Annotated in this window: 37 protein-coding genes and 1 pseudogene; 14 read left to right on the top strand and 24 right to left on the bottom strand. The window is 42.9% G+C overall.

The window, feature by feature from the left end; genetic code table 11:
• Window positions 1-43 precede the first annotated feature (43 nt).
• A complete protein-coding gene (locus BANH1_RS01330; protein WP_015397649.1) occupies window positions 44-322 on the top strand; it encodes a type II toxin-antitoxin system RelE/ParE family toxin in 279 nt (92 codons plus the stop codon).
• A 10-nt stretch (window positions 323-332) separates the two neighbouring features.
• A complete protein-coding gene (locus BANH1_RS01325; protein ID WP_015397648.1) occupies window positions 333-611 on the top strand; it encodes a HigA family addiction module antitoxin in 279 nt (92 codons plus the stop codon).
• A gap of 35 nt (window positions 612-646) precedes the next feature.
• Here BANH1_RS01325 and BANH1_RS01320 read toward each other — a convergent pair whose 3' ends face one another.
• The 13 genes and pseudogenes from BANH1_RS01320 to BANH1_RS01265 all read right to left on the bottom strand — a co-directional run bounded on the left by BANH1_RS01320 (window position 647) and on the right by BANH1_RS01265 (window position 8,959).
• Entirely contained in the window at window positions 647-1,951 is a 1,305-nt protein-coding gene (locus BANH1_RS01320) for a phage late control D family protein (protein ID WP_015397647.1), read from the bottom strand.
• The gene (locus BANH1_RS01315) at window positions 1,948-2,172 is read right to left on the bottom strand and encodes a tail protein X (RefSeq protein WP_015397646.1); all 225 of its coding nucleotides are present in this window, start codon (window positions 2,170-2,172) and stop codon (window positions 1,948-1,950) included. Before BANH1_RS01315 ends, BANH1_RS01320 begins: the two co-directional genes overlap by 4 nt.
• Entirely contained in the window at window positions 2,172-2,549 is a 378-nt protein-coding gene (locus BANH1_RS01310) for a phage tail protein (RefSeq protein WP_015397645.1), read from the bottom strand. The genes BANH1_RS01315 and BANH1_RS01310 overlap by 1 nt, the downstream gene beginning before the upstream one ends.
• A gap of 5 nt (window positions 2,550-2,554) precedes the next feature.
• Window positions 2,555-4,438 carry a phage tail tape measure protein gene (locus BANH1_RS01305; protein ID WP_015397644.1) on the bottom strand — a complete coding sequence of 628 codons (1,884 nt, stop codon included), beginning with the start codon at window positions 4,436-4,438 and terminating at the stop codon, window positions 2,555-2,557.
• On the bottom strand, window positions 4,435-4,503 hold the full coding sequence (locus BANH1_RS07485) for a hypothetical protein (RefSeq protein ID WP_476693087.1): 69 nt from the start codon (window positions 4,501-4,503) through the stop codon (window positions 4,435-4,437). The genes BANH1_RS01305 and BANH1_RS07485 overlap by 4 nt, the downstream gene beginning before the upstream one ends.
• 41 nt (window positions 4,504-4,544) lie before the next feature.
• Window positions 4,545-4,832 carry a phage tail assembly protein gene (locus BANH1_RS01300; RefSeq protein ID WP_015397643.1) on the bottom strand — a complete coding sequence of 96 codons (288 nt, stop codon included), beginning with the start codon at window positions 4,830-4,832 and terminating at the stop codon, window positions 4,545-4,547.
• Window positions 4,833-4,834: 2 nt separating this feature from the next.
• On the bottom strand, window positions 4,835-5,341 hold the full coding sequence (locus BANH1_RS01295) for a phage major tail tube protein (protein WP_015397642.1): 507 nt from the start codon (window positions 5,339-5,341) through the stop codon (window positions 4,835-4,837).
• Entirely contained in the window at window positions 5,341-6,732 is a 1,392-nt protein-coding gene (locus tag BANH1_RS01290; protein ID WP_015397641.1) for a phage tail sheath subtilisin-like domain-containing protein, read from the bottom strand. The genes BANH1_RS01295 and BANH1_RS01290 overlap by 1 nt, the downstream gene beginning before the upstream one ends.
• A 255-nt stretch (window positions 6,733-6,987) precedes the next feature.
• The gene (locus BANH1_RS01285) at window positions 6,988-7,314 is read right to left on the bottom strand and encodes a HigA family addiction module antitoxin (protein ID WP_015397640.1); all 327 of its coding nucleotides are present in this window, start codon (window positions 7,312-7,314) and stop codon (window positions 6,988-6,990) included.
• Between the two features lie 24 nt (window positions 7,315-7,338).
• Window positions 7,339-7,614 (bottom strand): type II toxin-antitoxin system RelE/ParE family toxin, encoded by a 276-nt coding sequence (locus BANH1_RS01280; RefSeq protein WP_015397639.1) that lies wholly within the window; start codon window positions 7,612-7,614, stop codon window positions 7,339-7,341.
• Window positions 7,615-7,843: 229 nt separating this feature from the next.
• Window positions 7,844-8,047, bottom strand: a pseudogene (locus BANH1_RS01275) (hypothetical protein); the annotation flags it as partial.
• A 368-nt stretch (window positions 8,048-8,415) separates the two neighbouring features.
• A complete protein-coding gene (locus BANH1_RS01270; RefSeq protein WP_015397637.1) occupies window positions 8,416-8,697 on the bottom strand; it encodes a type II toxin-antitoxin system YafQ family toxin in 282 nt (93 codons plus the stop codon).
• Between the two features lies 1 nt (window position 8,698).
• Window positions 8,699-8,959: a type II toxin-antitoxin system RelB/DinJ family antitoxin gene (locus BANH1_RS01265; RefSeq protein ID WP_015397636.1), complete on the bottom strand. Its 261-nt coding sequence runs from the start codon at window positions 8,957-8,959 to the stop codon at window positions 8,699-8,701.
• Between the two features lie 275 nt (window positions 8,960-9,234).
• On the opposite strand from BANH1_RS01265, the gene BANH1_RS01260 reads away from it, so the two are divergent.
• The gene (locus BANH1_RS01260) at window positions 9,235-9,615 is read left to right on the top strand and encodes a type II toxin-antitoxin system RelE/ParE family toxin (RefSeq protein WP_015397635.1); all 381 of its coding nucleotides are present in this window, start codon (window positions 9,235-9,237) and stop codon (window positions 9,613-9,615) included.
• Window positions 9,599-9,922, top strand: a complete 324-nt coding sequence (locus BANH1_RS01255; RefSeq protein ID WP_015397634.1) for a helix-turn-helix domain-containing protein — start codon at window positions 9,599-9,601, stop codon at window positions 9,920-9,922. The genes BANH1_RS01260 and BANH1_RS01255 overlap by 17 nt, the downstream gene beginning before the upstream one ends.
• A gap of 36 nt (window positions 9,923-9,958) precedes the next feature.
• Here BANH1_RS01255 and BANH1_RS01250 read toward each other — a convergent pair whose 3' ends face one another.
• The 6 genes from BANH1_RS01250 to BANH1_RS01210 all read right to left on the bottom strand — a co-directional run bounded on the left by BANH1_RS01250 (window position 9,959) and on the right by BANH1_RS01210 (window position 13,635).
• Window positions 9,959-10,555 carry a hypothetical protein gene (locus BANH1_RS01250; protein WP_015397633.1) on the bottom strand — a complete coding sequence of 199 codons (597 nt, stop codon included), beginning with the start codon at window positions 10,553-10,555 and terminating at the stop codon, window positions 9,959-9,961.
• Window positions 10,556-10,565: 10 nt separating this feature from the next.
• Window positions 10,566-11,024 carry a single-stranded DNA-binding protein gene (ssb, locus tag BANH1_RS01245; protein WP_015397632.1) on the bottom strand — a complete coding sequence of 153 codons (459 nt, stop codon included), beginning with the start codon at window positions 11,022-11,024 and terminating at the stop codon, window positions 10,566-10,568.
• Window positions 11,005-11,394: a RusA family crossover junction endodeoxyribonuclease gene (locus tag BANH1_RS01240; protein ID WP_015397631.1), complete on the bottom strand. Its 390-nt coding sequence runs from the start codon at window positions 11,392-11,394 to the stop codon at window positions 11,005-11,007. The genes ssb and BANH1_RS01240 overlap by 20 nt, the downstream gene beginning before the upstream one ends.
• Window positions 11,395-11,580: 186 nt before the next feature.
• Window positions 11,581-12,168, bottom strand: coding sequence for a hypothetical protein (locus BANH1_RS01230; RefSeq protein ID WP_144050530.1), 588 nt, complete (start codon window positions 12,166-12,168; stop codon window positions 11,581-11,583).
• Between the two features lie 521 nt (window positions 12,169-12,689).
• A complete protein-coding gene (locus tag BANH1_RS01215) occupies window positions 12,690-13,154 on the bottom strand; it encodes a hypothetical protein (RefSeq protein WP_015397629.1) in 465 nt (154 codons plus the stop codon).
• 112 nt (window positions 13,155-13,266) lie between these two features.
• Window positions 13,267-13,635 (bottom strand): hypothetical protein, encoded by a 369-nt coding sequence (locus BANH1_RS01210; protein ID WP_015397628.1) that lies wholly within the window; start codon window positions 13,633-13,635, stop codon window positions 13,267-13,269.
• 61 nt (window positions 13,636-13,696) lie between these two features.
• On the opposite strand from BANH1_RS01210, the gene BANH1_RS07400 reads away from it, so the two are divergent.
• Window positions 13,697-13,855 (top strand): hypothetical protein, encoded by a 159-nt coding sequence (locus tag BANH1_RS07400; protein WP_187287499.1) that lies wholly within the window; start codon window positions 13,697-13,699, stop codon window positions 13,853-13,855.
• Between the two features lie 2 nt (window positions 13,856-13,857).
• On the opposite strand, the gene BANH1_RS01205 is transcribed toward BANH1_RS07400, so the two are convergent.
• On the bottom strand, window positions 13,858-14,613 hold the full coding sequence (locus BANH1_RS01205) for a polymer-forming cytoskeletal protein (protein ID WP_015397627.1): 756 nt from the start codon (window positions 14,611-14,613) through the stop codon (window positions 13,858-13,860).
• Window positions 14,597-14,887 carry a helix-turn-helix domain-containing protein gene (locus tag BANH1_RS01200; protein ID WP_015397626.1) on the bottom strand — a complete coding sequence of 97 codons (291 nt, stop codon included), beginning with the start codon at window positions 14,885-14,887 and terminating at the stop codon, window positions 14,597-14,599. The genes BANH1_RS01205 and BANH1_RS01200 overlap by 17 nt, the downstream gene beginning before the upstream one ends.
• 94 nt (window positions 14,888-14,981) lie before the next feature.
• Here BANH1_RS01200 and BANH1_RS01195 point away from each other — a divergent pair, with 94 nt between their 5' ends.
• The gene (locus BANH1_RS01195) at window positions 14,982-15,626 is read left to right on the top strand and encodes a LexA family protein (RefSeq protein WP_015397625.1); all 645 of its coding nucleotides are present in this window, start codon (window positions 14,982-14,984) and stop codon (window positions 15,624-15,626) included.
• Window positions 15,627-15,691: 65 nt separating this feature from the next.
• Here the strand turns inward: BANH1_RS01195 and BANH1_RS07025 are convergent, their stop codons facing one another.
• On the bottom strand, window positions 15,692-16,375 hold the full coding sequence (locus tag BANH1_RS07025) for a S24 family peptidase (RefSeq protein WP_015397624.1): 684 nt from the start codon (window positions 16,373-16,375) through the stop codon (window positions 15,692-15,694).
• Window positions 16,376-16,865: 490 nt separating this feature from the next.
• On the opposite strand from BANH1_RS07025, the gene BANH1_RS01180 reads away from it, so the two are divergent.
• From BANH1_RS01180 to rpsU, 7 genes are all read left to right on the top strand, one after another.
• Complete coding sequence (locus BANH1_RS01180; RefSeq protein ID WP_015397623.1) at window positions 16,866-17,213, top strand: hypothetical protein; 348 nt, start codon at window positions 16,866-16,868, stop codon at window positions 17,211-17,213.
• 143 nt (window positions 17,214-17,356) lie between these two features.
• The gene (locus BANH1_RS07020) at window positions 17,357-17,869 is read left to right on the top strand and encodes a hypothetical protein (RefSeq protein ID WP_015397622.1); all 513 of its coding nucleotides are present in this window, start codon (window positions 17,357-17,359) and stop codon (window positions 17,867-17,869) included.
• A 138-nt stretch (window positions 17,870-18,007) separates the two neighbouring features.
• Window positions 18,008-19,102, top strand: coding sequence for an AAA family ATPase (locus BANH1_RS01170; protein ID WP_015397621.1), 1,095 nt, complete (start codon window positions 18,008-18,010; stop codon window positions 19,100-19,102).
• Window position 19,103: 1 nt separating this feature from the next.
• On the top strand, window positions 19,104-19,700 hold the full coding sequence (locus BANH1_RS01165; protein WP_015397620.1) for a lambda exonuclease family protein: 597 nt from the start codon (window positions 19,104-19,106) through the stop codon (window positions 19,698-19,700).
• 3 nt (window positions 19,701-19,703) lie between these two features.
• Window positions 19,704-19,904, top strand: coding sequence for a hypothetical protein (locus BANH1_RS01160; RefSeq protein WP_041582890.1), 201 nt, complete (start codon window positions 19,704-19,706; stop codon window positions 19,902-19,904).
• Between the two features lie 22 nt (window positions 19,905-19,926).
• Window positions 19,927-20,970 (top strand): tyrosine-type recombinase/integrase, encoded by a 1,044-nt coding sequence (locus BANH1_RS01155; RefSeq protein WP_041582888.1) that lies wholly within the window; start codon window positions 19,927-19,929, stop codon window positions 20,968-20,970.
• A 404-nt stretch (window positions 20,971-21,374) separates the two neighbouring features.
• Window positions 21,375-21,608 carry a 30S ribosomal protein S21 gene (gene rpsU, locus BANH1_RS01150; RefSeq protein WP_015397618.1) on the top strand — a complete coding sequence of 78 codons (234 nt, stop codon included), beginning with the start codon at window positions 21,375-21,377 and terminating at the stop codon, window positions 21,606-21,608.
• A gap of 203 nt (window positions 21,609-21,811) precedes the next feature.
• Here rpsU and BANH1_RS01145 read toward each other — a convergent pair whose 3' ends face one another.
• Together BANH1_RS01145 and BANH1_RS01140 are read right to left on the bottom strand one after the other, a co-directional pair.
• Window positions 21,812-23,185, bottom strand: coding sequence for a glutamate--cysteine ligase (locus tag BANH1_RS01145; protein ID WP_015397617.1), 1,374 nt, complete (start codon window positions 23,183-23,185; stop codon window positions 21,812-21,814).
• A gap of 70 nt (window positions 23,186-23,255) precedes the next feature.
• Window positions 23,256-23,999, bottom strand: a complete 744-nt coding sequence (locus BANH1_RS01140; RefSeq protein ID WP_041583151.1) for a 16S rRNA (uracil(1498)-N(3))-methyltransferase — start codon at window positions 23,997-23,999, stop codon at window positions 23,256-23,258.
• A gap of 231 nt (window positions 24,000-24,230) precedes the next feature.
• On the opposite strand from BANH1_RS01140, the gene BANH1_RS07395 reads away from it, so the two are divergent.
• Window positions 24,231-24,374, top strand: a complete 144-nt coding sequence (locus BANH1_RS07395; RefSeq protein WP_015397615.1) for a hypothetical protein — start codon at window positions 24,231-24,233, stop codon at window positions 24,372-24,374.
• Window positions 24,375-24,936: the final 562 nt, after the last annotated feature.

Here is a 24,936-nt window from a genome sequence, read left to right as displayed (position 1 = left end):
TGTAAAGTGTATAGCGTATCGTTACACGAGTCAGTGAATTAAGATGATTATTAGCTTTAGACACAAAGGATTGAGGGAGTTTTATGAAACTGGCTCAACGAAAGGTATCCAAATAAAGCACGCTCAAAAGCTTCGATATATTCTGGCAATCCTCGATGTAGCTGAAGATGTGAACGATGTAGCGTTCCCGAGCTTCCGTCTGCATTCCCTTCAAGGTGATTTAAAAAATTATTGGTCAATCCGTGTAAATGGGAACTGGCGCGTTACATTTAAGTTTATAGGCAAAGATATTGAGCTCGTTGATTATCAAGATTATCATTAGGAGATAAATTATGATGCACAATCCTCCTCACCCTGGTTATATCTTACGTGATGAAGTGATCGAGGAACTTGGTTTAACAGTGAGTGAAGCAGCACAGCGCTTAGCAATGTCGCGTGTAGCCTTATCACGGATCATCAATGGGCATGCAAGCATTTCAACTGACCTCGCTATCCGCCTTGAAATGGCCGGTATTAGCACCGCACGCTTGTGGCTTTCACTGCAAACAAGCTTCGACCTTTGGCAAGCAAAGCAGCGCAAACAGCCCCATATAACACGTTTAGTAGCTTAGCCATTAAAGCGGACTTTCATTTTTAGAATGCCCCCTCATATATCGCCTTCTTCCATGTGAATGACGCCCTCGCCTTCATCATAAGATGCATCTGGCGGAGCATTTGGGTCGATAGTATCATCCTTATCTGGCATCGTATTTGCTACATTTCCTGCAGCATCTTCCTGCGCTTTATCAAAAAGCTCGCAGTCTATTCTCGTTGTATATCCGCCCGTTCTATCGAGTTTGTGTTTGACACTTTTTATACACCACTCAGCAGGAATGTAAGGCCGAAATGGCGGTTCTTGTACAAGTTTTGCTTCTGCTTGGACAAAGGGATCACCGCCAATATCGCACGAAAAAGATGACTTCCCTCGTGATGACTTATTGCGGTAAGCGGCGATTGCTGCAACCGCTTCTGATTGATTATGATAGGTGTATTTCAATTCATGAAAAGGCGGGTTACCAACTTTGACTTCCTTTTTTTCACCACTGCGTATATCATGATAAGTCGCGGTAACGCCGCCCTTTTTTTCTTCCTCTTGCTTTTCAGGTTCTTTGACTGTCGTTTCTGGTTCAGGTGGGTCCGGCATATCCTTTTCATCCATGTGAATGAAATCCCCACCATCATCAATCTCTTCGGGTTCTCGTATATCCGCCGCGGCTTTTTGGTCGTCTCCGGCGTCTGTTTCTAAGCCATTTGCGGCACCAGCTTCATCACGCGCACTATATTTAAAATCCCAAGAGGTGCATAATTTTTCATGAATAACCACGACAGGAAGTGTTTCACCAGTTATAGCTTTGCCTCCACCACGTTTAGCGAGAACAAGTTTGCCATTAACGGGCTTTGCGACAGCATCATATTCCCCTGCAAGACGCGCTGCAAAAGCCATATCGCTTTCAGCCGTTTGGTCTATGTGACGGACAACAATTTTTGCAAGAGTAGGATCAACTTTTGGCGTATAGCCGTTGCGCTGTGCTATCTCCTGGACGATATTCCCTAATGTTTGCTGGTGATAAGATTGGCTTTTTGGCGTCCTATAAGACGTGTTCATAGATGCCGCGCGTCCTGTAACACTTAAATTTCGTGGTGGACTACTAACAGATATCTCATCAATCAAATAGGCTCCCATATTGCGTATTTTGCCACCCTCATATCCAAGTGTCACAGAAATGATTGTCCCTATTAAAGGGATATCGAGCGAGCCGTTATCACTGTCCCGTACACGGTCATCAAGCTCTATGGTGATACGATCACTTTTGTTCTCTGCCTCATCGGTGATTTCAATCGACAACACATAATTCATTAAGCTTCTTGTGATGTCTTCTCCATTTGCTGTAACCGTGCAAAAAGGTTTCATTGCCTGCTGCCCCAAATTCTAATCACGGGCATCGCTTTGGGATAAGGCAGGACAGGTAAGAGGATTGTGATGCCCGCTTCTAAGATTGGCCCATATTCTGCAAGTCCAAAATTAGCCGCATAGACGCGCTCAACAGCAAGCGCTTGCTGACCTTTGGTATAATATTTCCAGCAAATGGCATCAACCATATCGCCTTCTTTGGTCACATAAAGATCACTCATTAATCTTCACCATATTCTTTTAAATGCACGGTAAATTCTTGTTTCTTGGGAAGGCCATTTTGATGAAAAACGCTCTGCGTTTCGCTCACGGAAAGGATGACAAATTTGCCTAAAATCAGGCCCTGACCCGTCACCAGGATGTGAGGTCCCCCATGCGCCATGTGCCGCAAATATTCTAGCTGTCCATAACCGCCTTTGAAATCTGGATAAATCACACCTGTTAAAGAAAATTCCACATTTGCAGCAGCAGGCAATTGAAGTGCCGTTTTCCGTCCCAATCGCCCTTGCTCAACCCACGGGACCTCGTAAGACATATCAAGTGTTTGATAGGCTGCTGTTTCAATCGAAAAAATAAAACACCCTAAAGCCAGCATCATGGTATTTAGTCCGAAAGGCTGGAGGCTATAGCTAAGCGTTGTTGCTTAGCGTGGCGTTCAAATGCTCGGTTAACCGCCGCGTGGATTTCTTCCGTGGAACCATTTCCCCCCGAAATATTTAAATTTGTAATGGTTATAGAAGCGTCTATTTCTGCTGATCTATGGACCCTAATAGGTTCAGGAGCCTTAAAGGATCCAACTTTTACATTTGTAGCCTCCCCGTATTCTGTTTTGACTTCACCTGGATAGAAACCATTATCGCTTTTTCCAGACGGAGTGCTCGTAACAACTGCCCTATCAACCATTCTTTTTGCGCGGGCATTAGTTTCATCGGTGAAGGTTTTCAGGGTTTCCGTTGAAGTTTTATTGATCGTGACGTTAAAACCTAACTTTTCTTTTATCCAATTGGGCATCCAACTCGTTAATTTGTTAACGCTATCGCTGAACCAATTGCACAGAGCATTCCATTTGCTTTTCATGCCTTCCCATAACCCTGCAATGAGATTAGAGCCTACTTCGATTAAACTAACCCCCAGCAACCACTTAACCAATGCGTTGATTTTTTTGGCTATCCAATAGAGTGGTGAAAAATCTTTAAAGAGAGTTATTAATTCATCAAAAACATTACTGCATAAACCGACAAAAGAATCCCATAATTTTCCTATAAAGCCTGCGACCCTATCCCAGTTTTTGTAGAGCAGATACCCAGCCCCCACAAGCAATGCAATGCCCCCAATTATCCAACCGATAGGGGTGGTCATAATAGCGACACCTAGCGAAACGACTGCTTCCCCAACCACAATTAAAGACGCAATGAGCGGGCCCACAATGAAAGCGCTCAGCGCAACGAGACCAACCTTAAAGAGTGTTATTTCACCGATCAGTGGCTCCATCCACCGAAACCAGGCTTTAATGCTTTCCGTGATATCGCTGATACCCCTTCTCAAATCAGAAGCGGGATTAAGCAAATCCAGCATAAATTGCTTCAGGGTTTTTGCCCATTCAGAAGCGGTTGTTTGAATGAGATCGCGGTTTTCATCAATCAATTTTGAAAAGATATCAATCATGTCATTGAGCACGGGCATGAAACGTGAACCAATGAAATTAGCGACACCACCTATTTTTTTCTTAAAAGCCCCAAGCTTATCACTTAAATCTGCTGCATAGTGCGCGACATCTGCACCTATTAGCCACTTTCCTTTGCGCGCCTTCGCGAATAGTTCTTTGAAGGGCTCCATGCCTTGCGAGAGCATGGCAGCCATTTCTTTGCCATCGCCACCAAATAGTAGAGCTGCGATGTGTTGCCTTTGTGCTTGATTTTTCATTTTACTCATCTTGTCAATAATTTCTTCCAACAAGGCTGAGTTTGATTTGAGCTGCCCCGAGGCATTTTTGACAGAAATGCCAAGTGCCTTAAACCCCATAACACCTCTTCTTTGTCCAGCGAAAGCTTGTGCAGAACGCCTATTCAAAGTTGCCAAGGACTGCTGAAAGAGTTCACCAGAATATCCTGAACGATCGGCAGCATCACTCCATAATTGAAGCGCTGCGACACTCATACCTAGGTGCCGCGACGCGTGATGAAGGCTATCCCCCATATGTATGGTTTTCATGGTAATGGCACTTAAGCTTGCCACAAGGCCACCACCAGCCAGCCCTAAAGCTCCAGACAAAATCGAAGCACGTTTTGCCACCGTGCTGAGGGCACCTTGAACACCTTGCAGACTTTTGGTCATATTTTTTACCGCAGCAGAAAAACGGTGAACACCCAATTTATGCGATATCTTCTTTGAAAGGACATCAAATTCCTTTTGAAGACGCTTGATAGGTGCAGTGAGCCCGTCTTCTAAAGACAGTTTTACTTTTGCATCTGCAACTTTTTTGCTCATTTTGTTTTATGCCTTTCTGCTGCTAGATTACGCCAAAAAATTAACTCTTTTGGCTCCATTTCCATCATGTCTGAAAGCGGCCAATGAAAAACGATGGCGATATCGGCTATGAGTTTTGCGGCGGTTTCCCAGTCGAGGATGCCCGCCGTTTGATAAAAGATTCAAGAATTTCTCCAATGCCCGATAAGTCATCGATATCGAGTTCGCTGATAGCCTCATAAGGCCACCCAGAAAGGCGTGTGATCATAGCAATCGTTTGCTCTACGCCTTCCTTCTTATCGATCGCTTGCAAATCCTTTGCTTTTGGACGACGCAAAGTAATCTCGCTATGTTCTTTTCCTTCAAATTCAACAGGCATGAATAATTGATACGTAACGCTTGATTGTGATGCCATTTTTATATTCCTAAAAGTTTTCTATGCTTTGCTAATTGATCAACACCATTGAATTTTCTCACCATGTTGATGGCGTCTATCTCGACAATTTCGACGTCTTTCTGGACATATTTAAAGTAATTCAATGCGAATGTTGCCGTAGATGTATTTTTGCCTCCTGGTTGCCATTCTGCCATTTCGAAACCTTTGCAAAGTCCTCTCATGGTGATGACAACACCTTCCGCCGCTGCACCTTGCGCTTGCACGGAACCTCGTAATGAGATGTCTACATCAGGACGTCCTAATTGCGTCATAAGCTCTGGAGAGCAATCAGAAATGGTCATGGCGAGTGTCAAAACTTCGAGACCCATATCAATCTCAATGGGCACATCCATGCCGCCTCCTCGGTAACTTTCAACGGTAAAATTCAAATTCGGGGGGGTTACACTTTCGCATTTGGCCTGATATGGAATGCCATCGACATAAATATTAAAATATTTCAGAACTCTTGGTAAAACGGGTACGGCCATTAAAAGATCTCCTCTAAATAATCACTGACGATTTGTGAACGGAATGTGATATGTTCTGCCGGTGTTGTTGGTGTGAATTCCACGTTGAAATAGACTTTGCCACTTTCAAGAGCGCTAGCTGTGTTCAGCTCTGGATCGGGAGCGCAGTGCCCACCAAGAATGGCGCCTTGTGCTTTTAAATCGCGTAAGTAAGCATTGACGCTTTCACTCACATCGCTCATGTAGGTTTTTTTGATATTGCGATCGACTGCCCATAGATGCCCGCGTAAAATGGCATCATTGATCATATCCGCAGTTCTCACCACCGATAAAAAAGCAAATTTTGCGTCACTTGAAAGTGTGCGGTTGCCCCATAGGCGATAACCGTTTTCCCGGATAATAGTCGTGATATTTTGTTCGTTGAGAAGATTGGCGCGGCTAGAGCTGTCACCGATAGAAAAATCAATCGGGCGTGCTATACCAACAATCCCATTGATTACTTTATTTGAAGGGGAATGCCAAAAACCATTTGCAGCGTCAGTTTTGGCAATGACACCTGCAACTGCTGCACTCGCCGGTTCTTCTAAGATTTTGCCATTTCGATTAACCTTCACAAAGGGATCAATGAGAATGACACGTTTTGAATCAAAATCTTGTGCCGCAGCAAGAGCTGCTTCATCTGTCGTGTTTGGTGCATCAATCACCACAATAGCACGCAGACGTTCTGCAATACCGATGAGTTCTGCCGCAACAGGATTAGACGTTGTACTGGTTTCAGCCTTGGCGGTAGCACCAGTCCCGTCACCTTCAATGGTTACAATTGGAGCAGTTTGATCATCAAAGCTATTTTTCTTTATGACGATAGACGTCACTTTCCCATCCGTAAGGATCGCTTCTGCTTCTATATCACCGGCAATCTTAACTGTCGCCTGGGTGTAACCACTCCCTTGGTTTGTAACATCAATCTTGTTAATGCTAAGAGGACGCTTATGGGTAAAGCCTGGAGCGATCAGGATGCGTGGTGTTTGCCCCACAAGGGATTGTGCTCCAATCAAAGCGTGAACGCCTTCATAAGAACCATTTGCGTCTACACCACCCAAAATATTCGTCAATGTCGCGCTCTCATTGTCGCCTTCCTTTACCCGTATGACAACAACGACAGCTCCCACTTGCTTGAAAATCAGGTCAAGAGCATTGGGCAAAGTGCCGCGTCTCTTGCCTATTTTATCAAGTTTGGCTGCTTGTGAAAGAGAACCTGATATCAAAACCGGTGTGTTGAGAGGAAAGGCTAGCTCGTCTGCATCCGGTGCTGTGCCGACGATGCCGATAACCGCTGATTGAACTGCGCGAAGGGGACGCGTGGCATCATCAACCTCGACAACTTCAACGCCGTGTAAAAAATCTGCTGCCATGCTTTATGCTCCTTTAAAATGGTTGGATGATTTTAAGATTAATGGGGGGTGAAAAACTCATTATACTTCCCGCCGATTCATATAATGAGTTAATAGAATCCCGTTCCGCTATAGAACCTCTCGTCTATGCAGATGCCTCAAAGGATATATGAGATGATTTAGATTGTGCTTTAGATGATAGTTGGAATGGCGATGAAAATATCTAAAGTTGGCGCTATCGTCCGATATGATTATTTGCTTCTGAAAAGCAAATTTCTAGTGACTATGTTCTATTTGCGCGTCCACACTCCCAACCGTTAATGTTGGAATGGAAGAAACATCAATATCGCGTAATGCATGCCATGTGTCATAATTTGCCTGCAACTGTAACCATAAAGCTGGTCCATTGCCTAAAAGTTTGCCGATACGTGCAGCTGTGGCTGCTGTGACAGGGCGTGTCCCCTTAAGAACACCATGCAAATGCTGGCGTGATATTTGAAGAATTCGAGCAATTTCTGTTTTACTTATATCTAGATTTTCTAAAGCTTCAGCTAAAATCTCTCCTGGATGAGAAGGACAACGTTCGGGATTGCGTGTAGTCATAGGTAAAAACTCCTTCTGAAGAACTTAATGATATTGCTCTAAATCAACATGAATTGCATGACCATCAATAAATTCAAAAGTAATGCACCACGGTCCATTGACGTGGATAGTATAACGAGCTGGATTAAATCCCCTAAGCATATGAAAATCATAGCCCGGTATATTAACGTCGCTCACTTGAGAAGCGGCTTCAAGAGTGTCAAGACGGCGAATGATACGCTTATGGAGCCTATTATCAATCTTGCTCTTTCCTGTCTCCCAAAGAGATTGCAAGTCTTTATTTTTAAATGTTTTGATCATAGCAACTCAATGGCTTCATTTTAAGTAGAATGTAATGTAATGAGTGACAACTGTCAACAAAAATGTTACTATCGAAACAATATGATGTAATTGATACTGTAAAAATTAAAGACATTGCAGAAATGAACCTGAGACCCATGCGTCCTGAGCAAGATTCATCAAAAAGCATTTATTCGAAAATCTCATGCCTTTATGGCGTAAATAACTGTCGCATTCACAGGCCGCGTTTCTGCTCCATCTGTTCAACTACCTTACCAGGCTTTTCTCTTGTATTGATCATAGTAAAAGGCTTTGCAGCGTTAGCACGTTTAAGACGAGCATAGACATGATGGGAAACTTCGACAAATGGATTGTCCGGCGTTGAAGGTTCAAAACGGACGGTGCTTTTACTATCACCGACAACACACATGGGTTTAGTGATAACTGCTTTCATCTTTGCTCCTTTTGAGGTGGGAAACTAATGACATAAATGGCTGATTAATAAATTTTGATATCGGCAAAATGGACCAGCCAATTTTGTTCAAAAAACACGACTTTCAAACCACACTGAAAGCTTGATATTTTACTGCCCTGAAACTGCCAAAAAAGACGCAATTCTTCTTTGCCAATTAGAGGTGATGATCAAGATTGAGGGATGAAGTGTCTAACTATAAGAAAATAAAGGGTTTTAACGACAAATAACGAGGCGTTTAAATGAAAAAAGCAGGAACAAATTCCTGCCTCTGGATACAATTCTACCATTGAGTTACGTGCAATTTAATCAAACTTTTTTGGGAAGTCAAGTAAAAAATACAAGCAAAATTATAGCCGTAATTCTGAATGCGAACCAAGCCGCAAGAGTTCTAGTACGTTCCCATCCGTTTTCCTGTAAATCAGGACCAAATCTGGTTTAATATGACAATCACGGCAACCATGCCAATTTCCGGTTAAGGCATGGTCCCGATAGTGCACCTCCAAAGGCTCGTCATTCGCTAATGCCACCAGGACAGGACGTAACAATACCGCAAGTGTTTTGCCATATCTTCCTTTCGCTTCACGCCTTATATCCCTTTTAAAAACTGTCGATTCTTGAATTTTTCGCATGCTAATCTTCGCTTTGCGCTTTTTCTATATCAGCCATGATGCCGTCAATCGTCGTCGGTGTTAACTTGCCTGCCTTCGATTCTTCAATAGCTTGCAACGTTTCTGGACTAGGCTGGAATAGATCAAGAGGCAAAGCTTTATCTGTAGCGATACGTGTCATAAACATGCGCACAGCATCCGACACAGTTAAACCCGTAGACTTTATAATCGCGCTCGCAACCTTCTGAACCTCATCGGGCACTCGAGCTTGAATCTTCACCATTTCTAAGATCTCCTAATTGTTAAAACTGTACTACAATGTAGTACAAATTCACAATATCATCAAGACCTCAAATCTTCCCTATTCAAAAAACAAACGTTAATAAATAACGGGACCCTTGAATCAAAAAAGCAGGAACAAATTCCTGCCTCTGGACACACTCCGTCACTTTGGGAGTCGTGCGACTTATTCCACGCTTTTCGATAAAATCAAGTAAAAAAATACTTGAAATATAGGACATAGTCTTATAAATAAAGAAAAAAGAGAAAATTCTTTAAATGCGTATTTTTAAACTCAAATCGTTTGCCAAATTTGCCGACAAAGAACGACTCTGCGACGATAAACTTCGGGCTGTTGTGGAAGAAGTAGAAGCCGGAATCATACACGCCGATTTAGGCGGTAATGTCATAAAGCAGAGAATAGCCAGAGACGGTCAAGGAAAGCGCGGCAGTTATCGGGTTGTCCTCCTCTATAAAGTCGGCAAATTAGCATTTTTCGTTCATGGCTTTGCTAAGTCGAAAGAGGATAATATCAGTAAAGCACAAGAAGACAAATTTAAGGAGTTGGCAAAAATCTTTTTAGATTTGACAAAAACCGAACTTGATAAACTTCTCGTTACTAAAAAGTTTACGGAGATTCAAAATGAAAAAAAAGAGTAACCAGGCTAACAGCGTTGACGATACCATTCAAGAACTCGCGTCTGCGCTATTCGAAATTGGTGTGATAGACAAAAAGACTATGCGCAAATTTGATAAGAATACGCTAACGCCCATTCATGAATTTACACCGGAACAGCTCCGCAAATTGCGTGAGCGCGAAAAAGTAAGCCAAGCCGTTCTCGCTGATTATTTGAACGTATCAGCTAGCTTCATTAGTAAATGCGAACGCGGTGAACGGAAACCAGATGGTGGAACCTTGAAATTATTGGTGCTAGCTGAACAAAGAGGACTTGATGCTATCGCGTGACGACGGCCGCCACACGCAGGTCTCTTCCCCATAATATTAGCTTTTTTTGGGGTAAAAATGGGCGTGAAGAATATCGCATAAAAGACGTAAACTAGCCATATAGTGGGACATGGCGATGTCGCGCAATATTACGTGTTTTATGATAATTGCAAAATGAGCATTTGGATTATCCCTCTGCCCTTTCGCAATAGCCTTATTCGCATCATCATAACGCTTAATGGCTCTTTTGCACCATTCCGCATATTCTACATTATCTCCACTCGGTACGGTTATATCCTCACCCCATACAGCTCCTGGTGAACATATTGCTTTCTTATAAGCGTTGACTACGTCAAGATATTTGACAACAGCATCATATTGATCTGCCGTAATACCTTTGCCTGGTTCCCTTTCATTCAAGAGCACCAGCCTGCCCAAATTGGTGGCGGACCGCGGGTCTCTGGCCTGTTCAAGGCTTAAACCCGTTAATCTTGCCCTGACTTCAAGAGATGTATTATCCGGTGGGTTTTTCGCTCTCGATGGCTGCCCATTGGGCTGTCGGCTAATTCCCTTAAGCTTTGGCCGCCCTCGTCTTCTCTTCGTACGTAATTTCCTCGCTTTTGAGCGCGCTTTTGTTATACTTCCTTTTCCCATTCAAACCACCTTAAAATGGTATCTCATCACTAAAAGGGCTCTGTGCTGATGTGTGCTGCGTTGCCCGGTTAGCACCCATCGCCTGATGTCCGCCTGCTGTGTTTGAACTGCTGTGTCCCTGAGTTTCTAAAAGGACAATATTGCCACCAAAGGACTTTAAAATCACTTCGGTTTTATAATGGTCATTCCCACTTTGATCTTGCCATTTACGGGTTTGTAATTGCCCTTCAACGTAAATCTTGTGGCCTTTTTTGAGATAGTGTTCCGCAAGCTTCACCAAACGTTCGTCGAAGATCACAACATTGTGCCATTCAACACGCTCGCGCTTTTCCCCTGTCTTGCGGTCTTTCCAGACTTCAGAGGTGGCAAGAGTGAGATTAGCAACTCTGTCCCCTGAATTGAGGCTACTGATTTTGGGATCAGCTCCAAGGTTCCCCAGTAAAATCACTTTATTGACACCGCTTGCCATGATGATCATCCTCTCTGCTCGTTAATTGAAATGGCTCTACACATACTAAACACTCGCAATTAAGGGCGCTGTCCCATGACAGGGTTAATTGCTCACAATGACTGTCATTCTTGATAATCCCACTGCCCTGTAAGAGGTCATTAATGGGCTTGACCAAGTTATCGATATCTCTGCACCGTTTATCGGGACGTTTGACAGCAACGGACAGGCTATATTCCCTCAGCCCCTGCCTATGGCTGTCCTTAATCCTGTAGCCGGCCTCTGTCATCCATGCTTTGTACCGGGCTGTTTTATGCCGCCCGCGTTTGTTCCCTCCATTGGCATACATGGCATTGACAGAAGGGGGAAAAGGAAGTTCAAGTCTGATCATCAAACAGCTCCTTGCCTTGCTGTTTGTGAGTGTTCAACTCCCCTAAATATAAAAACTTAAAACAAAGGCCATAGAGAGCTATTTTTAACCTCGATATAGTTCCGTTCATTTTTACCATGAAAAGCTCGCCAGTGGGCTTTAAAATAGGAAATAGAGTATAAAACAGGGCATAGATGTGCGTCATTCTCACCCCATAACCTTCATCTGCTTCAGTTGATGGCTTAAAAGCTGAAACTTTTCCTCCGATATGCGAGGGGCAACCGCTTGTTGTTCGGGCGCCCTCAATATCCTCTCGATGCTGGTGATCTTAGAGACCATCTGTTCTCCCAAATTTTTGCAGTAAGCGGCCAATTCCGGCGCAGTAGGAGCATAAGTCTTATGAAGATCATCAACCTCTCCCTTCAAAATCTGGGTCACGGCGTATCTGAAAATCACTGAAGGCACCCCTGTCAAAGCTAGTAAATAAGCTCCTGAAGCCTGTCTGCTATCAACGTCTCTTGGCAACCGCATGCCTCCAAAAAGCACCTGCAATAATTCCTTGAATTCAGTGCCTGTTGCTTCAGAACCAAGCGCTCTGCGTGCTTGTGCTAAATCGGCTCGTATAGCCATCATCTGCGCAACTGTTGGCTTCTTCCCAAAACGGAATTTCCGGGGAAAACCAGGCTCCAGAAGGCTGTTGAGGTGAGTCCAGATGGAATTTATCGATGAGATACTGCATGTGCTCTCCGATTTCTTCAGACTTAGATTTTGGTCGATTGTTGTGACTGCTTCCATAGCTTTTCTCCGAAATTTGTGCCGGTTGATCTGCCCACCGTTCCTGGTTCAAAAAGGTAGTGGGATTGAGCCATTGCCTGTCTGGCGGCTTCGACATGACGTAGCGATTAAGCCCTTCCATGATCACCGATAACTCCCCCTTGCTCCGCGCTTTGAGGAAGGAGGTCAAAGCCTTGGGCTTGCCAACTTTGTGTGGGTAAGAGGGCCAAAAGGTCTCGTGAAATTCGCGTTCAAGCTGTCGCTTACGCTCTTCAGCTGTATCCTTGACTGCTATCGCTTTGGCTGATGAAGGGGTAATAGGCTCTGGAACAATCTGCTCCTCCCCTATCACTGCGAAAATATCAGCAGCTGTAACTTCTTTCTTCTTTTTGGGTATACTTCTTTCTTGAAATTCTTCTCTTTCTTTTTGGTTACTTTTTCTTTCTCTTCTTGCCGTTCAGCTAAGTTGAGAAAAAAGTGAGAATTTCCTGAGTTTTTTCCTAGAAAAATATCAGAATTTTCTAGAAATATTTCATTATTACTCAATGAGTTAGATAGATCAGCTTGTTCTGCATTGTTCTTCTGTTTTTGATTTTGCTTATCCTCAGTGAAAAAATTTTGCTTAAGCAAACCTTTTTTTCCCTTATTTTACAAAGACTTGCACGACCCCCTTTCTCACCAGATTCTCTTCTTTTTCTCGAAAGATTCTCCTCTTTTTCCATTTTTTTCGAATAAATCACGCCATTTTTCTTGCGTGAAAGCACGCCGGCATTTTCTAATTCGGATAAAGCTAAATTAACCTCATCAACGGTCGCACCAGACAACATGGCAAGCTTCTCTGACTTCACCGCAACTCCGTTGATGACCATGCTGCCCCGTGGTGTTGCTTCATGCATGATAGAAAGCATTTCTATCCATAGCCCTCTAGCAGTAAGGCCACACGTCCTTAGTCCCGGATCAGACCTCCAATCCGCAGGATAAAATTTTATCCATGAATTCGCTGCCATAATTGAATACCCCCTTAAAACCCTACAGGGCCCAATTTGTGCCCTTTATTAAATCTGTATTGCTATTTTCGTGTGATAAGATACGAGTGCATTAAAACAGAGTGACGCTCACTCATCTTTTGCCTCTCTTTTCAGTTCCGGTGCTATGATAAGTGCGCAAGAACGCGCGCAAGCCATCAAGAAACGCGCGATAGAAATTCTCTTCCTCCCCCATAAGGAGAGTGTCTGCGATTTTGATGAGGCTTTCGATTTCTCGCACTTCTTTTCGGCCATAATAAATTCCTGTATATTCTTCAATCTGACGCAATTCGCGAGGCTTTAAAGAAATGCGTTCATCCTGGTACCAAACATCGCTTGTACGACTATAAGTCCAACCAAGACGCCGCGAAGCATAGCGAATACGCTCACTAATCAAACCGCCCGCACTACGCGGAGCGACGTATTTTTTCAAAATTTCAGACGCAAAAACTAACTCAGACATTTCGGAATTCTCCGAAGGATTTTTGGACATTTACGAAAACTCTCCCGCTATATTGGAACTCATGAAAGGAGTTGAAAAAAGAAAAGAGAGTGATGAATTTGGGTTTGAGCCAATTGGCCGTATCGCATTTCGTGTTTTGGACGGTCTCATGGCTAAAAAAGAAGAGGGGCTGGTTACACAAGGAGTCAAAAAAACCAGCCCCACCCCTACGCTTTATTGAGATTAACGAAGAACGGGAACCCACTCTTGGTAATAAACCTGAGCACTGTTGCAGATCTCAGCATCGCCAAAGATACGCACACTACCGGCAACATGCGCTCTGTTGCAGATTTGTGCCTCGCCAAAGACGCGCGCCTTACCGAAGATGCGTGCATTGTCGTGAACCCGTGCATTACCATAGACTTTAGCATCGTCGCCGACCCATGCATCGCCGTAAACCCGCGCATTGTCGTGAACCCGTGCATTACCATAGACTTTAACATCGTCGCCGACCCATGCATCGCCGTAAACCTGCGCATTGTCTATAACCCACGCATTACCGTAGACTTTAGCATTGCCGCTGATTTCAGCATTGCCTAAAACCTCGGCATTACCGCAGACTTTAGCATCGTCGCTGATTTCAGCATTGCCGCGAACTTCGACATTACCGTAGACTTTAGCATCGCCGTAAACCTGCGCATCGTCATAAACAACTGTATCACCATAGACCTTAGCCTTGCCGCGAACCTGAGCGTTTATAAAAACCTGCGCATTGCCGAAAATTTGCGCATTATCATGGATACGGGCATCGTCATAAACGTGAGCATTGCCGCCAATCCAACAATCGCCTTTATGAGACAGGTTCTTTTCGCTTTCAATGAAGCCGCCTAAGTCACCGGCTTTAACATCGCCAAAGTCACGTAGAGCACGAATTCTGTGAAGCGTTATCCCACAGCTCGTTTTTACGTTTTCTTTTGTAAGTTCATACTTCTCTGTCATAGACTCTCCCTGGCTGTTGATGCTGTTGTTTCAAAGTTTTCGTGCTGAATGGCATCATATCCGCTTCAGAGGAGCTTGGGTATAAATGAGCATACCAATCAACGGGACGAACAACACCACCTGTTGCCTCTTCAATTTTCAAAACAACCTCAGGTTCAGGAAAACGCAAGCCGCGCAAATAACGATTAACCGTACTTTGTGATACACCAACTTGCTGCCCAAATTTGGCCTGAGACAGTTTATTCTGTTCGAGATATGATTTCAATTTTTCCATATCACATAAATACCATAAAGGACTATTTTAATCAACAAAGAAAATACCTATATGGATTTTGTGAAAAAGGCCGTCTTGGTATAGTATTCAGAATATGAACATAATTAGAAAATTGCGAAAAGAGTTGGGGCTCACACAAGTGCAATTGGCTGAAAAGGTCGGTACCACACAGCCTCAAATCAAACGCCTTGAACTATCTGAACGAAAACTAACCAAAGAGTGGGCGGAAAAGTTAGCATTACACCTCGGCGTTAAACCATCTGACCTTCTCTTTCCGAACGAAGGAAGAGCATCCCATTCTATCGGAATGATACCGGTAATAGGGAGAGTCGCGGCTAGCGCATGGATGTCAGTAGAAGATATGGATTTTGGATTTGACGATATAGAGTATGTTCCTTGCACTACGGAATATCCAATTCATTTTCAATTCGCTTTAAAGGTCGACGGCAATTGCCTCAATAAAATTGCCCGTAACGGAGATCAGTTAATCTGTTTGGATGTAATAAAATCTGGCGTTAACGTAGAACCTAATGATCTTGTAATAGTTGAGCGTAGCCGGTTTAATGGTCAAATGGTTGAACGTACAGCTAAGCGTATACGCCAAACTACTAACGGATTTGAATTATGGCCTGAAAGTACCGAGCCAAACCATCAGGAACCTATCAAAGTGAACGGCGTAGCTGATGGAGAAGAAATCCGCATAATCGGCAAGGTTCTGTGGATTTTAAGAAAACCCTAAAAACAAAAGAGTTGCGTTTGGATAAAAGCCTTTTTTACAGAATTCTGTTTTTTCTGTGAAATAAATCACATTTCAATAACAGTCCGTCTAACGCGGCCAATCACTCTTATGACGCCCTTAAGTTTTGGCGCCGGTATGTTTTTATATGAAGCAAATTGCCATGGAGGCGTTTCACTTAGGAGATAGCGCTTATAAGTTGCTTTACCTGTTTCATCTGCAATGACATAATAGGCGCTTGAGACCAGGTCTTGATCAAGCATATTCACGAAGATTATTGAATCAGGCGGACTGATCTTATTCATGGAAAGGCCATCAACACGCAATGCTATCCATTGACCTTCTGGGAGATTATACGCTGTAACGGTAGGAAAGTCAGAGAAATCTGTTACGCCTTCCTGGTCAGTCATTTCGCCGGCACTGACCCAAGATACGAGCGGTACTTCTCTTTGCCCTAATTTATCGACATCCGCCCAAGGTGTAAGCAACGCGCTATCTTGGTCTGATTTGAAAGCGTCACCTTCTTCGTTGCCTGTTCCATCTATCAGCCAAGCAACATTCGTTTTTAAGACAGGGGCGAGAGCAGCAAGTGTTTTTGTCTCAACTCCTTTATTTATGTCGCCTCTTTTTACTTTTATGCGCATGCTACGAATTGTAGAATTCGAAAGACCAGCTTCTATTGCAGAACGGCTTTCTGTAAGCCCTACAGCCCTCAGTCTTTTATCAATGCGTCCCAAAATTTTATCGAGCATATGTCCCCTTATACTGCTTTTAGAAAATTTTTATATAGATTTGAATACTCATTTTGTATCGACATTAACTATATCGAATGAAGAAGCAATTGAAACGTAGAGAATACTGAGATTCTGCACTGAATGTTATAATGCCCGAATCGATTCGCAATAAGCAATAATATAAAAATGATAAAAAAACCATTTTAGCATAAAATGACTTGATCATAATAATCCTTTACGGTATATATTCCTCATCACAACACATCACGAAGAAGCGAAAGCCGATCTGGTGTGAGTCAAAATTACTTACAGAAAAGGGTGGGGAAATGAGATTTTTAAAGAGACTCATTACGCGGTATCGTCCTCATAAGAGGACATCTTCTACTTATCATGACAGGGCAAATCTGCCAATAAAGCTTACCTTTATTGATTATCCAGCCGGTCCCAGAGGCTATATTCGGGTTTGGAAAAGAGGTAACGAGAAAGTTGACTCAAAGCTGGTGACGAAATGTACCAATTAATCTTCACTCTTAACGGAGAAAAGCTCGAAGATATCCCCGTAGCCGTATCTTTTGAGGATATAGACAATCTACAACAAATTATTAAGGAATTGCCCGAGCTATTGGCCGATGATCAGTTTTATCACATCGATCATTTTAGCTTAAGAGATATACTGAAGCTCAAGACAACCAGCTACACAGAAGACGTCGCGTGGCTATGGATTTTAGAGGAAAATTCACGAGGTCGTTATATCGGTGAGAATAGTGTAGTTCCAAAATTTGTCGAAGATTCAGATGTTTGGAGAGAATATCTGGAAGAAGGCAAAGACTACGATATTGAGTCACGCTTCTTATAGTTTAAGCGGGAAAGCTTTGAAGGACTCTCGCCCTTAAGACTTCCCGTTTTATTCCCCCTTCATATAGAGCCTCAAACACTACATCTAGCGCATGCTTTTGTAGAAGGCACTCTATTGGCTAAATTTATAGAAAAAGAAAGACAATGCAACAACAATTCGAATTTATAAAAGAGTCTCCTGAAGGCTTACAATTGGAATTTACGGGCCAAATCAAAAAAGTAGGCAAAGCAATACTTCATGAAGTCCGTTTCGTGGGCGGGTGGACACCGTATTATAAAGGCGAGGTATGGGTCTTTGGTGACTCTGAGACCGGTGATGAGCCTGATCTTACGGAAGTAAAATACGGAGTTATACGTAACTACATCGAAGTGCTTGGAAGCGTATTTTATAGAATTATTGCCTTACGTAAGTTTAGTTTAAAAAGTCCTCGCAACTCAAGGAATTTGGGACAATATCATTACGTTGATATCGGTAATATAGGCGGGCAGATTCAAGGCGAATGGAATCTAAGTCAACAAGGTAATTGTTGGATAGGCTACGATGCGACTGTCTGTGAAAATGTGCATATCGGCGGCAATATTTGGATTCACGGAAGTAAGTGTATCAGCAACACGACACGGCGCTATAAAAAGCTTTCTAGCCAGCTAACCCAATAAATATCCTGCATTAAGGCAAGATATGGATTTTACCGAGAATACGGCTCATGGCGAGGCACCCCTCTCCTTCCCCGTGACTCTTCATTGAAAATACAGAACACAGCAATTTATCACGAAAATTTAAAAGGGAGAGCAATAATGAATATCCAACGCGCTGTCCGTGAACGGGCGCATACTCTAACTTTAATTGCCGGCCCGTCTGGTTCAGGAAAGACGTATAGCGCCCTATTATATGCCCGTGGTTTGGCGGGACCAAACGGGAAAATAGGCCTGATTGACACCGAAAATAAACGCTCGTGCTTTTATGCAGATGTCTCAGGTGGTTTTGATGTCATTGACCTTGACCCGCCCTTTACAGCTGAGCGCTATATACAAGCTATTAAAGAATTTGAAGAGGCCGGGTATAAAGCGATCATTATTGATAGCATTTCTGATGAATGGGAAGGTCCAGGCGGCGTTCTTGAACAAGCAAAAAACGCCGAAATGAAAACAAAGAAACCAGGATTGCACTGCTGGATAAAGCCAAAGGAGGAGCATAAAAAGCTTATCCGTGAACTTGTACAAACCAACGCACATTTAATCTTTTGTTGTCGGGTAAAAGATGACCTCAAGCAAGTAACGGTTGAAGGAAGAAGAGAAATTGTCAAGGAAGGTTACGCCCCTATCCAAGACAAATCCTTCCCCTATGAAATGACAATATCAATGATGCTATCGGAAGGCACTCATTTTCCAGAAATAAAAAAATGTCCAGGTGATATTCGTCATGCATTTCCAGATAATAAGCCAATTGACATTAGCTCTGGTACGGCAGTGCTTGAATGGAGTAATATGGGCGTTGCCATTGACGAAGAGCAGGAACTGTTAAAGCGAAACGGAATGATAGCTGCCTCAAACGGCACGAAGGCTTTGCTTGAATGGTGGAATAGTCTCGACAAAGAGACCAAGCATAAATTCTCCCATCTCAAAGACACACTTAAGGGCATTGCCGAAGGTTATGATCAAATTGGACAAATCCCTGATCATGAGGATTTACAGGATACCACCACTATAACAGACGCACAGCAGACAGAAATTAAGAATCTATTGTCGGCATTAGGTCGTGATGAAGAATCTTTCCTCAAATATGCACGTGTCCCTTCATTAGGCTTTTTAACAGAGACGCAAGCATTAGAGCTCTTAGCTCATCTTAAAGATATGCTTCATGAGCAAGTCTCTGGCTCTCGTGAGGTATAATATGGAACAACGTACAACTGAATGGTTTAAAGCCCGCTTGGGCAAAATTACGGCTAGTGGTGTTAGTAAGCTGTTTTCGGGCAAAGCGACTTACGAGGGATATATTTTTGAGAAATTATCTGAACGCCTCACTGGTGAATTGAAAGAACATAAAGTCACAGCTTCCATGCAGTGGGGCATAGATCATGAACAAGATGCTCTTGATGCTTACGCATTTGCAACGGGGCATAAGGTGCAAAAGACCTTTTTTATCAACCACCCTGAAATTGAAATGGCTGGGGCAAGCCCTGATGGTCTCGTCGGTGATGAAGGCCTGGTTGAAGTCAAGTGCCCTGAAAGCAAAACCCACATAGGCTTCTTGGTGACGGGTGAACCTAAGGAAGAATATATGAGACAAATGATATTTCAGATGGCCTGTACAGGCCGACAATGGTGCGACTTCATGTCCTATGATCCACGCTTTCCCACCAAATTTCGCATGAGAGTGAAGCGCTTTTTCCGTGATGATAGCGCTATTAAAAAAGTTGAAGAAAAAGTCATAAAGGCCCTGGAAGAAATTGATCAAATGGAAGAACAGCTCTGTTCCGGGGGGAATTAAATCATGGCTATGAGAAAAGCTGTCATAACAGAACCAGAAATTAACCGTGTCATACGTTCAGCCAAAAAAAACGGGGTGGATACCGTAGAGGTAAGAACTCAAGGCTGCTCCATTTTAATGCATCTCAAAGATCCACCACCGCCTATCATGCAAGAAAAACACCAGGACGCATCTTTAGAAGATTTTGTCAAATTGAAACTCTAATATTACAGAAAAGTTTAATCAAATGCCGAAGAGAAGGCCACCACATCTTGTGAAAGAAGTCACAAGATACGGGAAGATTTTATGGTATGTCCGTGTCGGACACGGCCCCCGTATACGTCTCAAAGCGGTGTATGGAACACAGGAATTCGTTGATCAATATAATGAGGCCATTCAGCAGCTAAAGAGTGATGAGCCGATACTGCGCAAGAAAGATTCTATAAAGAGTGGCTCTCTCAAAGAGCTCATCTATAATTACTATCAAAGCGTTAGCTGGAATAAATTATCGAAAGGAACTCGCCGCCTGAGAGAATCAATCTACCGTAACATCATCGCTAAAAATAGTGATATTCCTTATCTGACAATTACCAGGAAGACGCTGCAACACGCCGTAAATGAACAGCTGGGTACACCGGGGGCTGCAAAGAGTTTTATGGGAGCCATGAGCAGTTTATTCAAATGGGCCCTCGACATGGATTATGTTACGGTGGACCCGACGATTGGCGTTAAAAGACCTGTATTACAAAATAAAGAGGGATTTATAGCATGGACGGAAAAAGACATAGAGGTCTACTACGCATATTGGGCTGAGCACAGCAAAGAACGTGTATGGCTCGACGTTTTACTTTACACGGGCTTGCGTCGTGGTGATGCGGTTCGTATCGGTTGGCGAGATGTTCAAGATGATATCTTATCTCTAACAACGGAAAAGAGCGGCTTTAAAACAGAGGTCCACCTGCCGATTTTGCCAGTGCTCAAAGACAGTTTAAAGCGCGGCAAAACAGGTTCCGATACCTTTATATGCGGTAAAAAAGGGAATTCTCTAACAAAAGAGAGCTTCGGACTTTTATTCCGTATAGCCTGTCGTAAAGCTGGGATTAAAAAATCTTCTCATGGGGTTCGAAAAATAGCCGCCACACGTGCCGCAAATGCGGGTGCAACACTGGCACAAATAAAAGCGTTGTTTGGTTGGATAGATGATGCCATGGCGTCGCATTACACAAAGACAGCAGATAGAAGGAGACTCGCTATTGAGGCAATTAAAAAACTCGAAAAAGGTACGGGATAGGCATTAAAAAAACTTAATAAAATCAAAGGGGCAGAAATCCCTTACTTTCACATAATTAATTGATTTTATTATATAATAACAGCGTCTTCAGGTGCGCCACGTCCTTTTTCTTAAGCTTAAGTGCGCTCATCCTTTAAATTATAATTTTAGAGCCCCATAAAACCGCCGCGTTATATTCGACTTATCATACACCCCCGTCTCTAAAAATTCATATTGCTCACCATAATAAAATCACAAAAAATTACTCAATAACAGAACGAATAATGTTTTTAAAAATAATTATAGACAAATACCTTAATTATATGATAAACGCACACTGGAGCGTATATCCTTCCAGTTTTGTGTTTGAGAGGGTGGGGTTTTTCGCGTTTAATTTGTGGTATTGAAACAAAACAGGATGCATCGTGCAAGTACTCGTTCGTGATAATAATGTCGATCAAGCGTTGCGTGCGCTTAAAAAAAAGATGCAACGCGAGGGCATATTTCGCGAGATGAAGATGCGTAGTTGTTATGAGAAGCCTTCTGAAAAGCGTGCTCGTGAAAAAGCTGAGGCTATTCGTCGCACGCGTAAGCTCGCCCGTAAGCGTGCGCAGAGAGAGGGTCTGGTCGGTAATGGCCGTGCTTCTTTCGCGCGGTGATATGTCGTTAGCGCGTTGTGAAACAGCATAAATAACACAGAAAATTTTGTGTCTGGGGCGGGCTGTATGTGTGCGGTTCCTCCAATATTGCCTTGGACAGAGCTGATGCTCGCGGTTTTTCTTCGTTGTGGGACAAAGTGTTGCAAGTGTTGCTCTGATAAAGTGTGGTGTGTGCTTTTTTGTATTTTTTTTCGTCTTGAGATCTAATAAGTGCGCTCTAAAAATACAGGTTCCACTGACTTACCCCAAATAGAATAGTAATTGGACAAAAATTTATCAGCATCCGTTTGACCCGCTGTAATAATTTCCTCTAAAGGGTTAAGGAAGTTCGTTTCGTCAAAACCATAAGCGCCACCCCGCTTGCGATTTTCTAGACCCTTGCGTGAAATAGCAACAGCCTGGCGCGCTAATTCCAAAATTATAGTCCGACGAAAAGGTGTTTTTAGTCCTTCTTTGGGGACGCGTCGCCGCATCTCTAAAACTTCTTCAAAACGCCAGTCTTTAGTAAAAGACTCGGCTTCATTAAGCGCTTCGCTGTCATAAAGAAGGCCGACCCAAAAAGCGGATAACGCGCAGATATGCTGCCAAGAACCGCCATCAGCTCCCCTCATTTCTAAAAAACGTTTTAAGCGTACTTCGGGGAATAATGTTGATAAATGATTGATCCAATCACCTATATTGGGCGTTGAATCCGCAATCTGTCCTTTTAACGCTCCGTTCATAAATTGGCGAAATGTTATATGTGTACAGTCGTGATAATGCCCATTGCGTACAACAAAATACATTGGTACATCTAGTGCCCATTCAACGTAATCCGCAAAACCAAAACGCTCAGAAAATACAAAAGAGAGCACCCCCGTTCTCTGATTATCGGTGTTACACCAAATTTCAGAACGCCAAGATAAAAAACCATTTGGGCGTCCTTCAGTAAAAGGTGAACTAGCGAATAGCGCAGTCACAATAGACTGTAACTTCATTGATATTTGCATTTTCCGCCGCATATCAGCTTCAGATGAAAAATCAAGATTAACCTGAATCGTTGACGTCCGATACATCATATCAAGACCATTATGACCGACTTTCGGCATGTAATTGGCCATAATCTGATAACGTGATTTAGGCATTTGCGGCGTTTCAGCTAAAGTCCATTTTGGACTGGCACCAATACCTAGAAAACCGATACCTAATGGTTTTGAGATTTTTTTAAGGAGAGCCAAATGTTCCATCACTTCACGATAAGTATGACCTACCGTTTTTAGTGGCGCGCCAGATAATTCGAACTGCCCCCCTGGCTCTAAAGAAATAGCGCCTTGGTTGGCCGCCCCTACAAGGCCAATAATGTTACCTTCATCTAAAACAGCGTTCCATCCTAACGCTCCTTGCATTCCTTCCAAAAGTGCGCGAACACCCTTTGTCCCTTCATACGGGACAGGGCGAAGACCATCTATATAGAATGGAAATTTCTCATGCTCTGTACCAATACGCCAATCACTTTCCGCTTTGCATCCCCCCTGAAAATAGCTAACCAAGAAATCTAGATTAGGAATTTCCCTTTTATCAACCGTATCAAGAGCCATAATTTATTTTCATCCTGCCATTAGTCCCGTCATTTTGCATGAATCACATTAAATGGTTATTATAAATTCGTTAATCAATCGACCAATCCCCTACAGTAGCATTAATAACAGCTAGTGCTGCAACAGCTGCGGTATCAGCCCGTAAAATACGTGGTCCTAATGACATAGAAATTACAAATGGATGCTTTTTTAAAAAGATTCGCTCTTCTTCACTGAACCCACCTTCTGGCCCAATCAAAACGCCCGGGCGAAAATTCTTATGCTTTTTTAGAAGAGGTAACGGATTGCACGATCCGTATGACTCGTCACAAAAAAACAGAATGCGCGTCTTATCCCAATTTGCTAAAAGCGCTTCCAATGATAAAGCAGGCGCGCACTCTGGTAAAGCCAAAATGCCACATTGTTCGGCGGCTTCGATGATATTGGCCTCTATACGCGCTGTGTTAACTTGGGTAATTTGCGTATAATGCGTTATAACCGGCTGCAAGACAGATGCTCCCATTTCTACGGCCTTTTGTACCACGTAATCTAAACGTGCGTGTTTAAGTGGAGCAAAGCAATAAATAAGATCTGAACGCGCTATTTGCGGCCTCTCTTGACGAGTAGGCTTAACAACTAAAAATTTTTTCTTAATAACCTCAAGATTAGCGGACCACTCTCCATCTTGCCCGTTAAAAAGCAAAATTTTACCCCCTTCTTTCATGCGCAAAACACGCGTAAGATAAAAAGCTTGTGGGCCCTCTATCCTTATTTCTTTATTTAAAGCAAGTGGCTGCTGGGTAAATAATCTTTGAAATTTATAACTTGCACGCATCGGAAAAGTGTGCCAGAGCCAATCGCTATCGTCAAGACGGTGAAGCAAAAAGCGCAATCAAAAAAGAAAGCTCATAAAGCTGATTGTGTAAAGAACAATAAAGTTTTTTTACCTTTATTAGGTAACAAGTGCAACCAATAGTAATGTTAAATGATTTTGCTTAATAAAAATATGAAACTGAATAGCACCCGACATTATATTCAACGGCTCGCTGTAATTAGAGAGGAAAACATGTCTGCAAAAAAAGCTACAATCATTACTGTCTCCGCGATTTTGGCCTTCGTTCTAATAACGGTGGGAATTGGTTCAGTTGGAGCTGATGGAAAAAGCGCACTCCCAAAAGACGGCTATGGAATCTCCGCCCAACTTCAGTAGATGCCTCTCGGCACATTTTAAAATTTTGTGCAACTACAATATTTTTCGGTGCTCCCCTACTAATGACCGTCAATGACGAAAGAAAAAATTCGGCTTTTGTAAATTTTTGAAAAAAAATCACTAAGAGTCCCCCGTGAAATTGAGCGAAAAAACGAGCGACTGCGTGAGGCTAGCGGCAAGACGCTGGATACCTCGATATACAGTTTCCGGATGATTATTTTCGCGGGTGTACCTGAAATGCCCGCTTATTTTTTGTTTTCAGTGCCAAAATTCGCTACCCCCGTTAGATGAAAAGACCCCAAACTACTTTATGCATCAGTATCTCTGTTGCAATCACTGCACCATTTGAAAATCTCGCTTCAATATCTAAGCGGTTAAAGCTACTATATCAGAACACTTATCTTCTCCCTTAATTAAAAAAATATCAACTTCCAAATACGTTAAAATCCAGATTATCAACCTCTGAAGAATCGACCACAACAGGAACGTGGTTTTGTAAAATAAATTCCCGAGCTTCACGCACCTCTTTTTGTACCTATTTATGAAGGTAATAGCGTCCATT

The sequence above is a fragment of the Bartonella australis AUST/NH1 genome, from assembly GCF_000341355.1.
Classification (GTDB): domain Bacteria; phylum Pseudomonadota; class Alphaproteobacteria; order Rhizobiales; family Rhizobiaceae; genus Bartonella; species Bartonella australis.
This window is presented reverse-complemented; position numbering and strand designations above follow the sequence as displayed.

What these genes read in the sequence shown, in the direction of transcription:
- BANH1_RS01330 (WP_015397649.1), top strand. Translation starts at nt 44, where the DNA reads ATGATTATTAGCTTTAGACACAAAGGATTGAGGGAGTTTTATGAAACT.
- BANH1_RS01160 (WP_041582890.1), top strand. Translation starts at nt 19,704, where the DNA reads ATGGCTATGAGAAAAGCTGTCATAACAGAACCAGAAATTAACCGTGTC.
- BANH1_RS01240 (WP_015397631.1), bottom strand. Translation starts at nt 11,394, where the DNA reads ATGATCAGACTTGAACTTCCTTTTCCCCCTTCTGTCAATGCCATGTAT.
- BANH1_RS07400 (WP_187287499.1), top strand. Translation starts at nt 13,697, where the DNA reads ATGAAAGGAGTTGAAAAAAGAAAAGAGAGTGATGAATTTGGGTTTGAG.
- BANH1_RS01210 (WP_015397628.1), bottom strand. Translation starts at nt 13,635, where the DNA reads ATGTCTGAGTTAGTTTTTGCGTCTGAAATTTTGAAAAAATACGTCGCT.
- BANH1_RS01295 (WP_015397642.1), bottom strand. Translation starts at nt 5,341, where the DNA reads ATGGCCGTACCCGTTTTACCAAGAGTTCTGAAATATTTTAATATTTAT.
- BANH1_RS01155 (WP_041582888.1), top strand. Translation starts at nt 19,927, where the DNA reads ATGCCGAAGAGAAGGCCACCACATCTTGTGAAAGAAGTCACAAGATAC.
- BANH1_RS01205 (WP_015397627.1), bottom strand. Translation starts at nt 14,613, where the DNA reads ATGACAGAGAAGTATGAACTTACAAAAGAAAACGTAAAAACGAGCTGT.
- BANH1_RS01285 (WP_015397640.1), bottom strand. Translation starts at nt 7,314, where the DNA reads ATGACTACACGCAATCCCGAACGTTGTCCTTCTCATCCAGGAGAGATT.
- BANH1_RS01195 (WP_015397625.1), top strand. Translation starts at nt 14,982, where the DNA reads ATGAACATAATTAGAAAATTGCGAAAAGAGTTGGGGCTCACACAAGTG.
- BANH1_RS01265 (WP_015397636.1), bottom strand. Translation starts at nt 8,959, where the DNA reads ATGGTGAAGATTCAAGCTCGAGTGCCCGATGAGGTTCAGAAGGTTGCG.
- BANH1_RS01310 (WP_015397645.1), bottom strand. Translation starts at nt 2,549, where the DNA reads ATGATGCTGGCTTTAGGGTGTTTTATTTTTTCGATTGAAACAGCAGCC.
- BANH1_RS01280 (WP_015397639.1), bottom strand. Translation starts at nt 7,614, where the DNA reads ATGATCAAAACATTTAAAAATAAAGACTTGCAATCTCTTTGGGAGACA.
- BANH1_RS01200 (WP_015397626.1), bottom strand. Translation starts at nt 14,887, where the DNA reads ATGGAAAAATTGAAATCATATCTCGAACAGAATAAACTGTCTCAGGCC.
- BANH1_RS01270 (WP_015397637.1), bottom strand. Translation starts at nt 8,697, where the DNA reads ATGCGAAAAATTCAAGAATCGACAGTTTTTAAAAGGGATATAAGGCGT.
- BANH1_RS01250 (WP_015397633.1), bottom strand. Translation starts at nt 10,555, where the DNA reads ATGGGAAAAGGAAGTATAACAAAAGCGCGCTCAAAAGCGAGGAAATTA.
- BANH1_RS01300 (WP_015397643.1), bottom strand. Translation starts at nt 4,832, where the DNA reads ATGGCATCACAATCAAGCGTTACGTATCAATTATTCATGCCTGTTGAA.
- BANH1_RS01320 (WP_015397647.1), bottom strand. Translation starts at nt 1,951, where the DNA reads ATGAAACCTTTTTGCACGGTTACAGCAAATGGAGAAGACATCACAAGA.
- BANH1_RS01305 (WP_015397644.1), bottom strand. Translation starts at nt 4,438, where the DNA reads ATGAGCAAAAAAGTTGCAGATGCAAAAGTAAAACTGTCTTTAGAAGAC.
- BANH1_RS01290 (WP_015397641.1), bottom strand. Translation starts at nt 6,732, where the DNA reads ATGGCAGCAGATTTTTTACACGGCGTTGAAGTTGTCGAGGTTGATGAT.
- BANH1_RS07020 (WP_015397622.1), top strand. Translation starts at nt 17,357, where the DNA reads ATGCAACAACAATTCGAATTTATAAAAGAGTCTCCTGAAGGCTTACAA.
- ssb (WP_015397632.1), bottom strand. Translation starts at nt 11,024, where the DNA reads ATGGCAAGCGGTGTCAATAAAGTGATTTTACTGGGGAACCTTGGAGCT.
- BANH1_RS01325 (WP_015397648.1), top strand. Translation starts at nt 333, where the DNA reads ATGATGCACAATCCTCCTCACCCTGGTTATATCTTACGTGATGAAGTG.
- BANH1_RS01140 (WP_041583151.1), bottom strand. Translation starts at nt 23,999, where the DNA reads ATGCGTGCAAGTTATAAATTTCAAAGATTATTTACCCAGCAGCCACTT.
- BANH1_RS01260 (WP_015397635.1), top strand. Translation starts at nt 9,235, where the DNA reads ATGCGTATTTTTAAACTCAAATCGTTTGCCAAATTTGCCGACAAAGAA.
- BANH1_RS07025 (WP_015397624.1), bottom strand. Translation starts at nt 16,375, where the DNA reads ATGCTCGATAAAATTTTGGGACGCATTGATAAAAGACTGAGGGCTGTA.
- BANH1_RS07395 (WP_015397615.1), top strand. Translation starts at nt 24,231, where the DNA reads ATGTCTGCAAAAAAAGCTACAATCATTACTGTCTCCGCGATTTTGGCC.
- BANH1_RS01145 (WP_015397617.1), bottom strand. Translation starts at nt 23,185, where the DNA reads ATGGCTCTTGATACGGTTGATAAAAGGGAAATTCCTAATCTAGATTTC.
- BANH1_RS01230 (WP_144050530.1), bottom strand. Translation starts at nt 12,168, where the DNA reads ATGGAAGCAGTCACAACAATCGACCAAAATCTAAGTCTGAAGAAATCG.
- BANH1_RS01215 (WP_015397629.1), bottom strand. Translation starts at nt 13,154, where the DNA reads ATGGCAGCGAATTCATGGATAAAATTTTATCCTGCGGATTGGAGGTCT.
- BANH1_RS01165 (WP_015397620.1), top strand. Translation starts at nt 19,104, where the DNA reads ATGGAACAACGTACAACTGAATGGTTTAAAGCCCGCTTGGGCAAAATT.
- BANH1_RS01170 (WP_015397621.1), top strand. Translation starts at nt 18,008, where the DNA reads ATGAATATCCAACGCGCTGTCCGTGAACGGGCGCATACTCTAACTTTA.
- BANH1_RS01180 (WP_015397623.1), top strand. Translation starts at nt 16,866, where the DNA reads ATGTACCAATTAATCTTCACTCTTAACGGAGAAAAGCTCGAAGATATC.
- BANH1_RS01255 (WP_015397634.1), top strand. Translation starts at nt 9,599, where the DNA reads ATGAAAAAAAAGAGTAACCAGGCTAACAGCGTTGACGATACCATTCAA.
- BANH1_RS01315 (WP_015397646.1), bottom strand. Translation starts at nt 2,172, where the DNA reads ATGAGTGATCTTTATGTGACCAAAGAAGGCGATATGGTTGATGCCATT.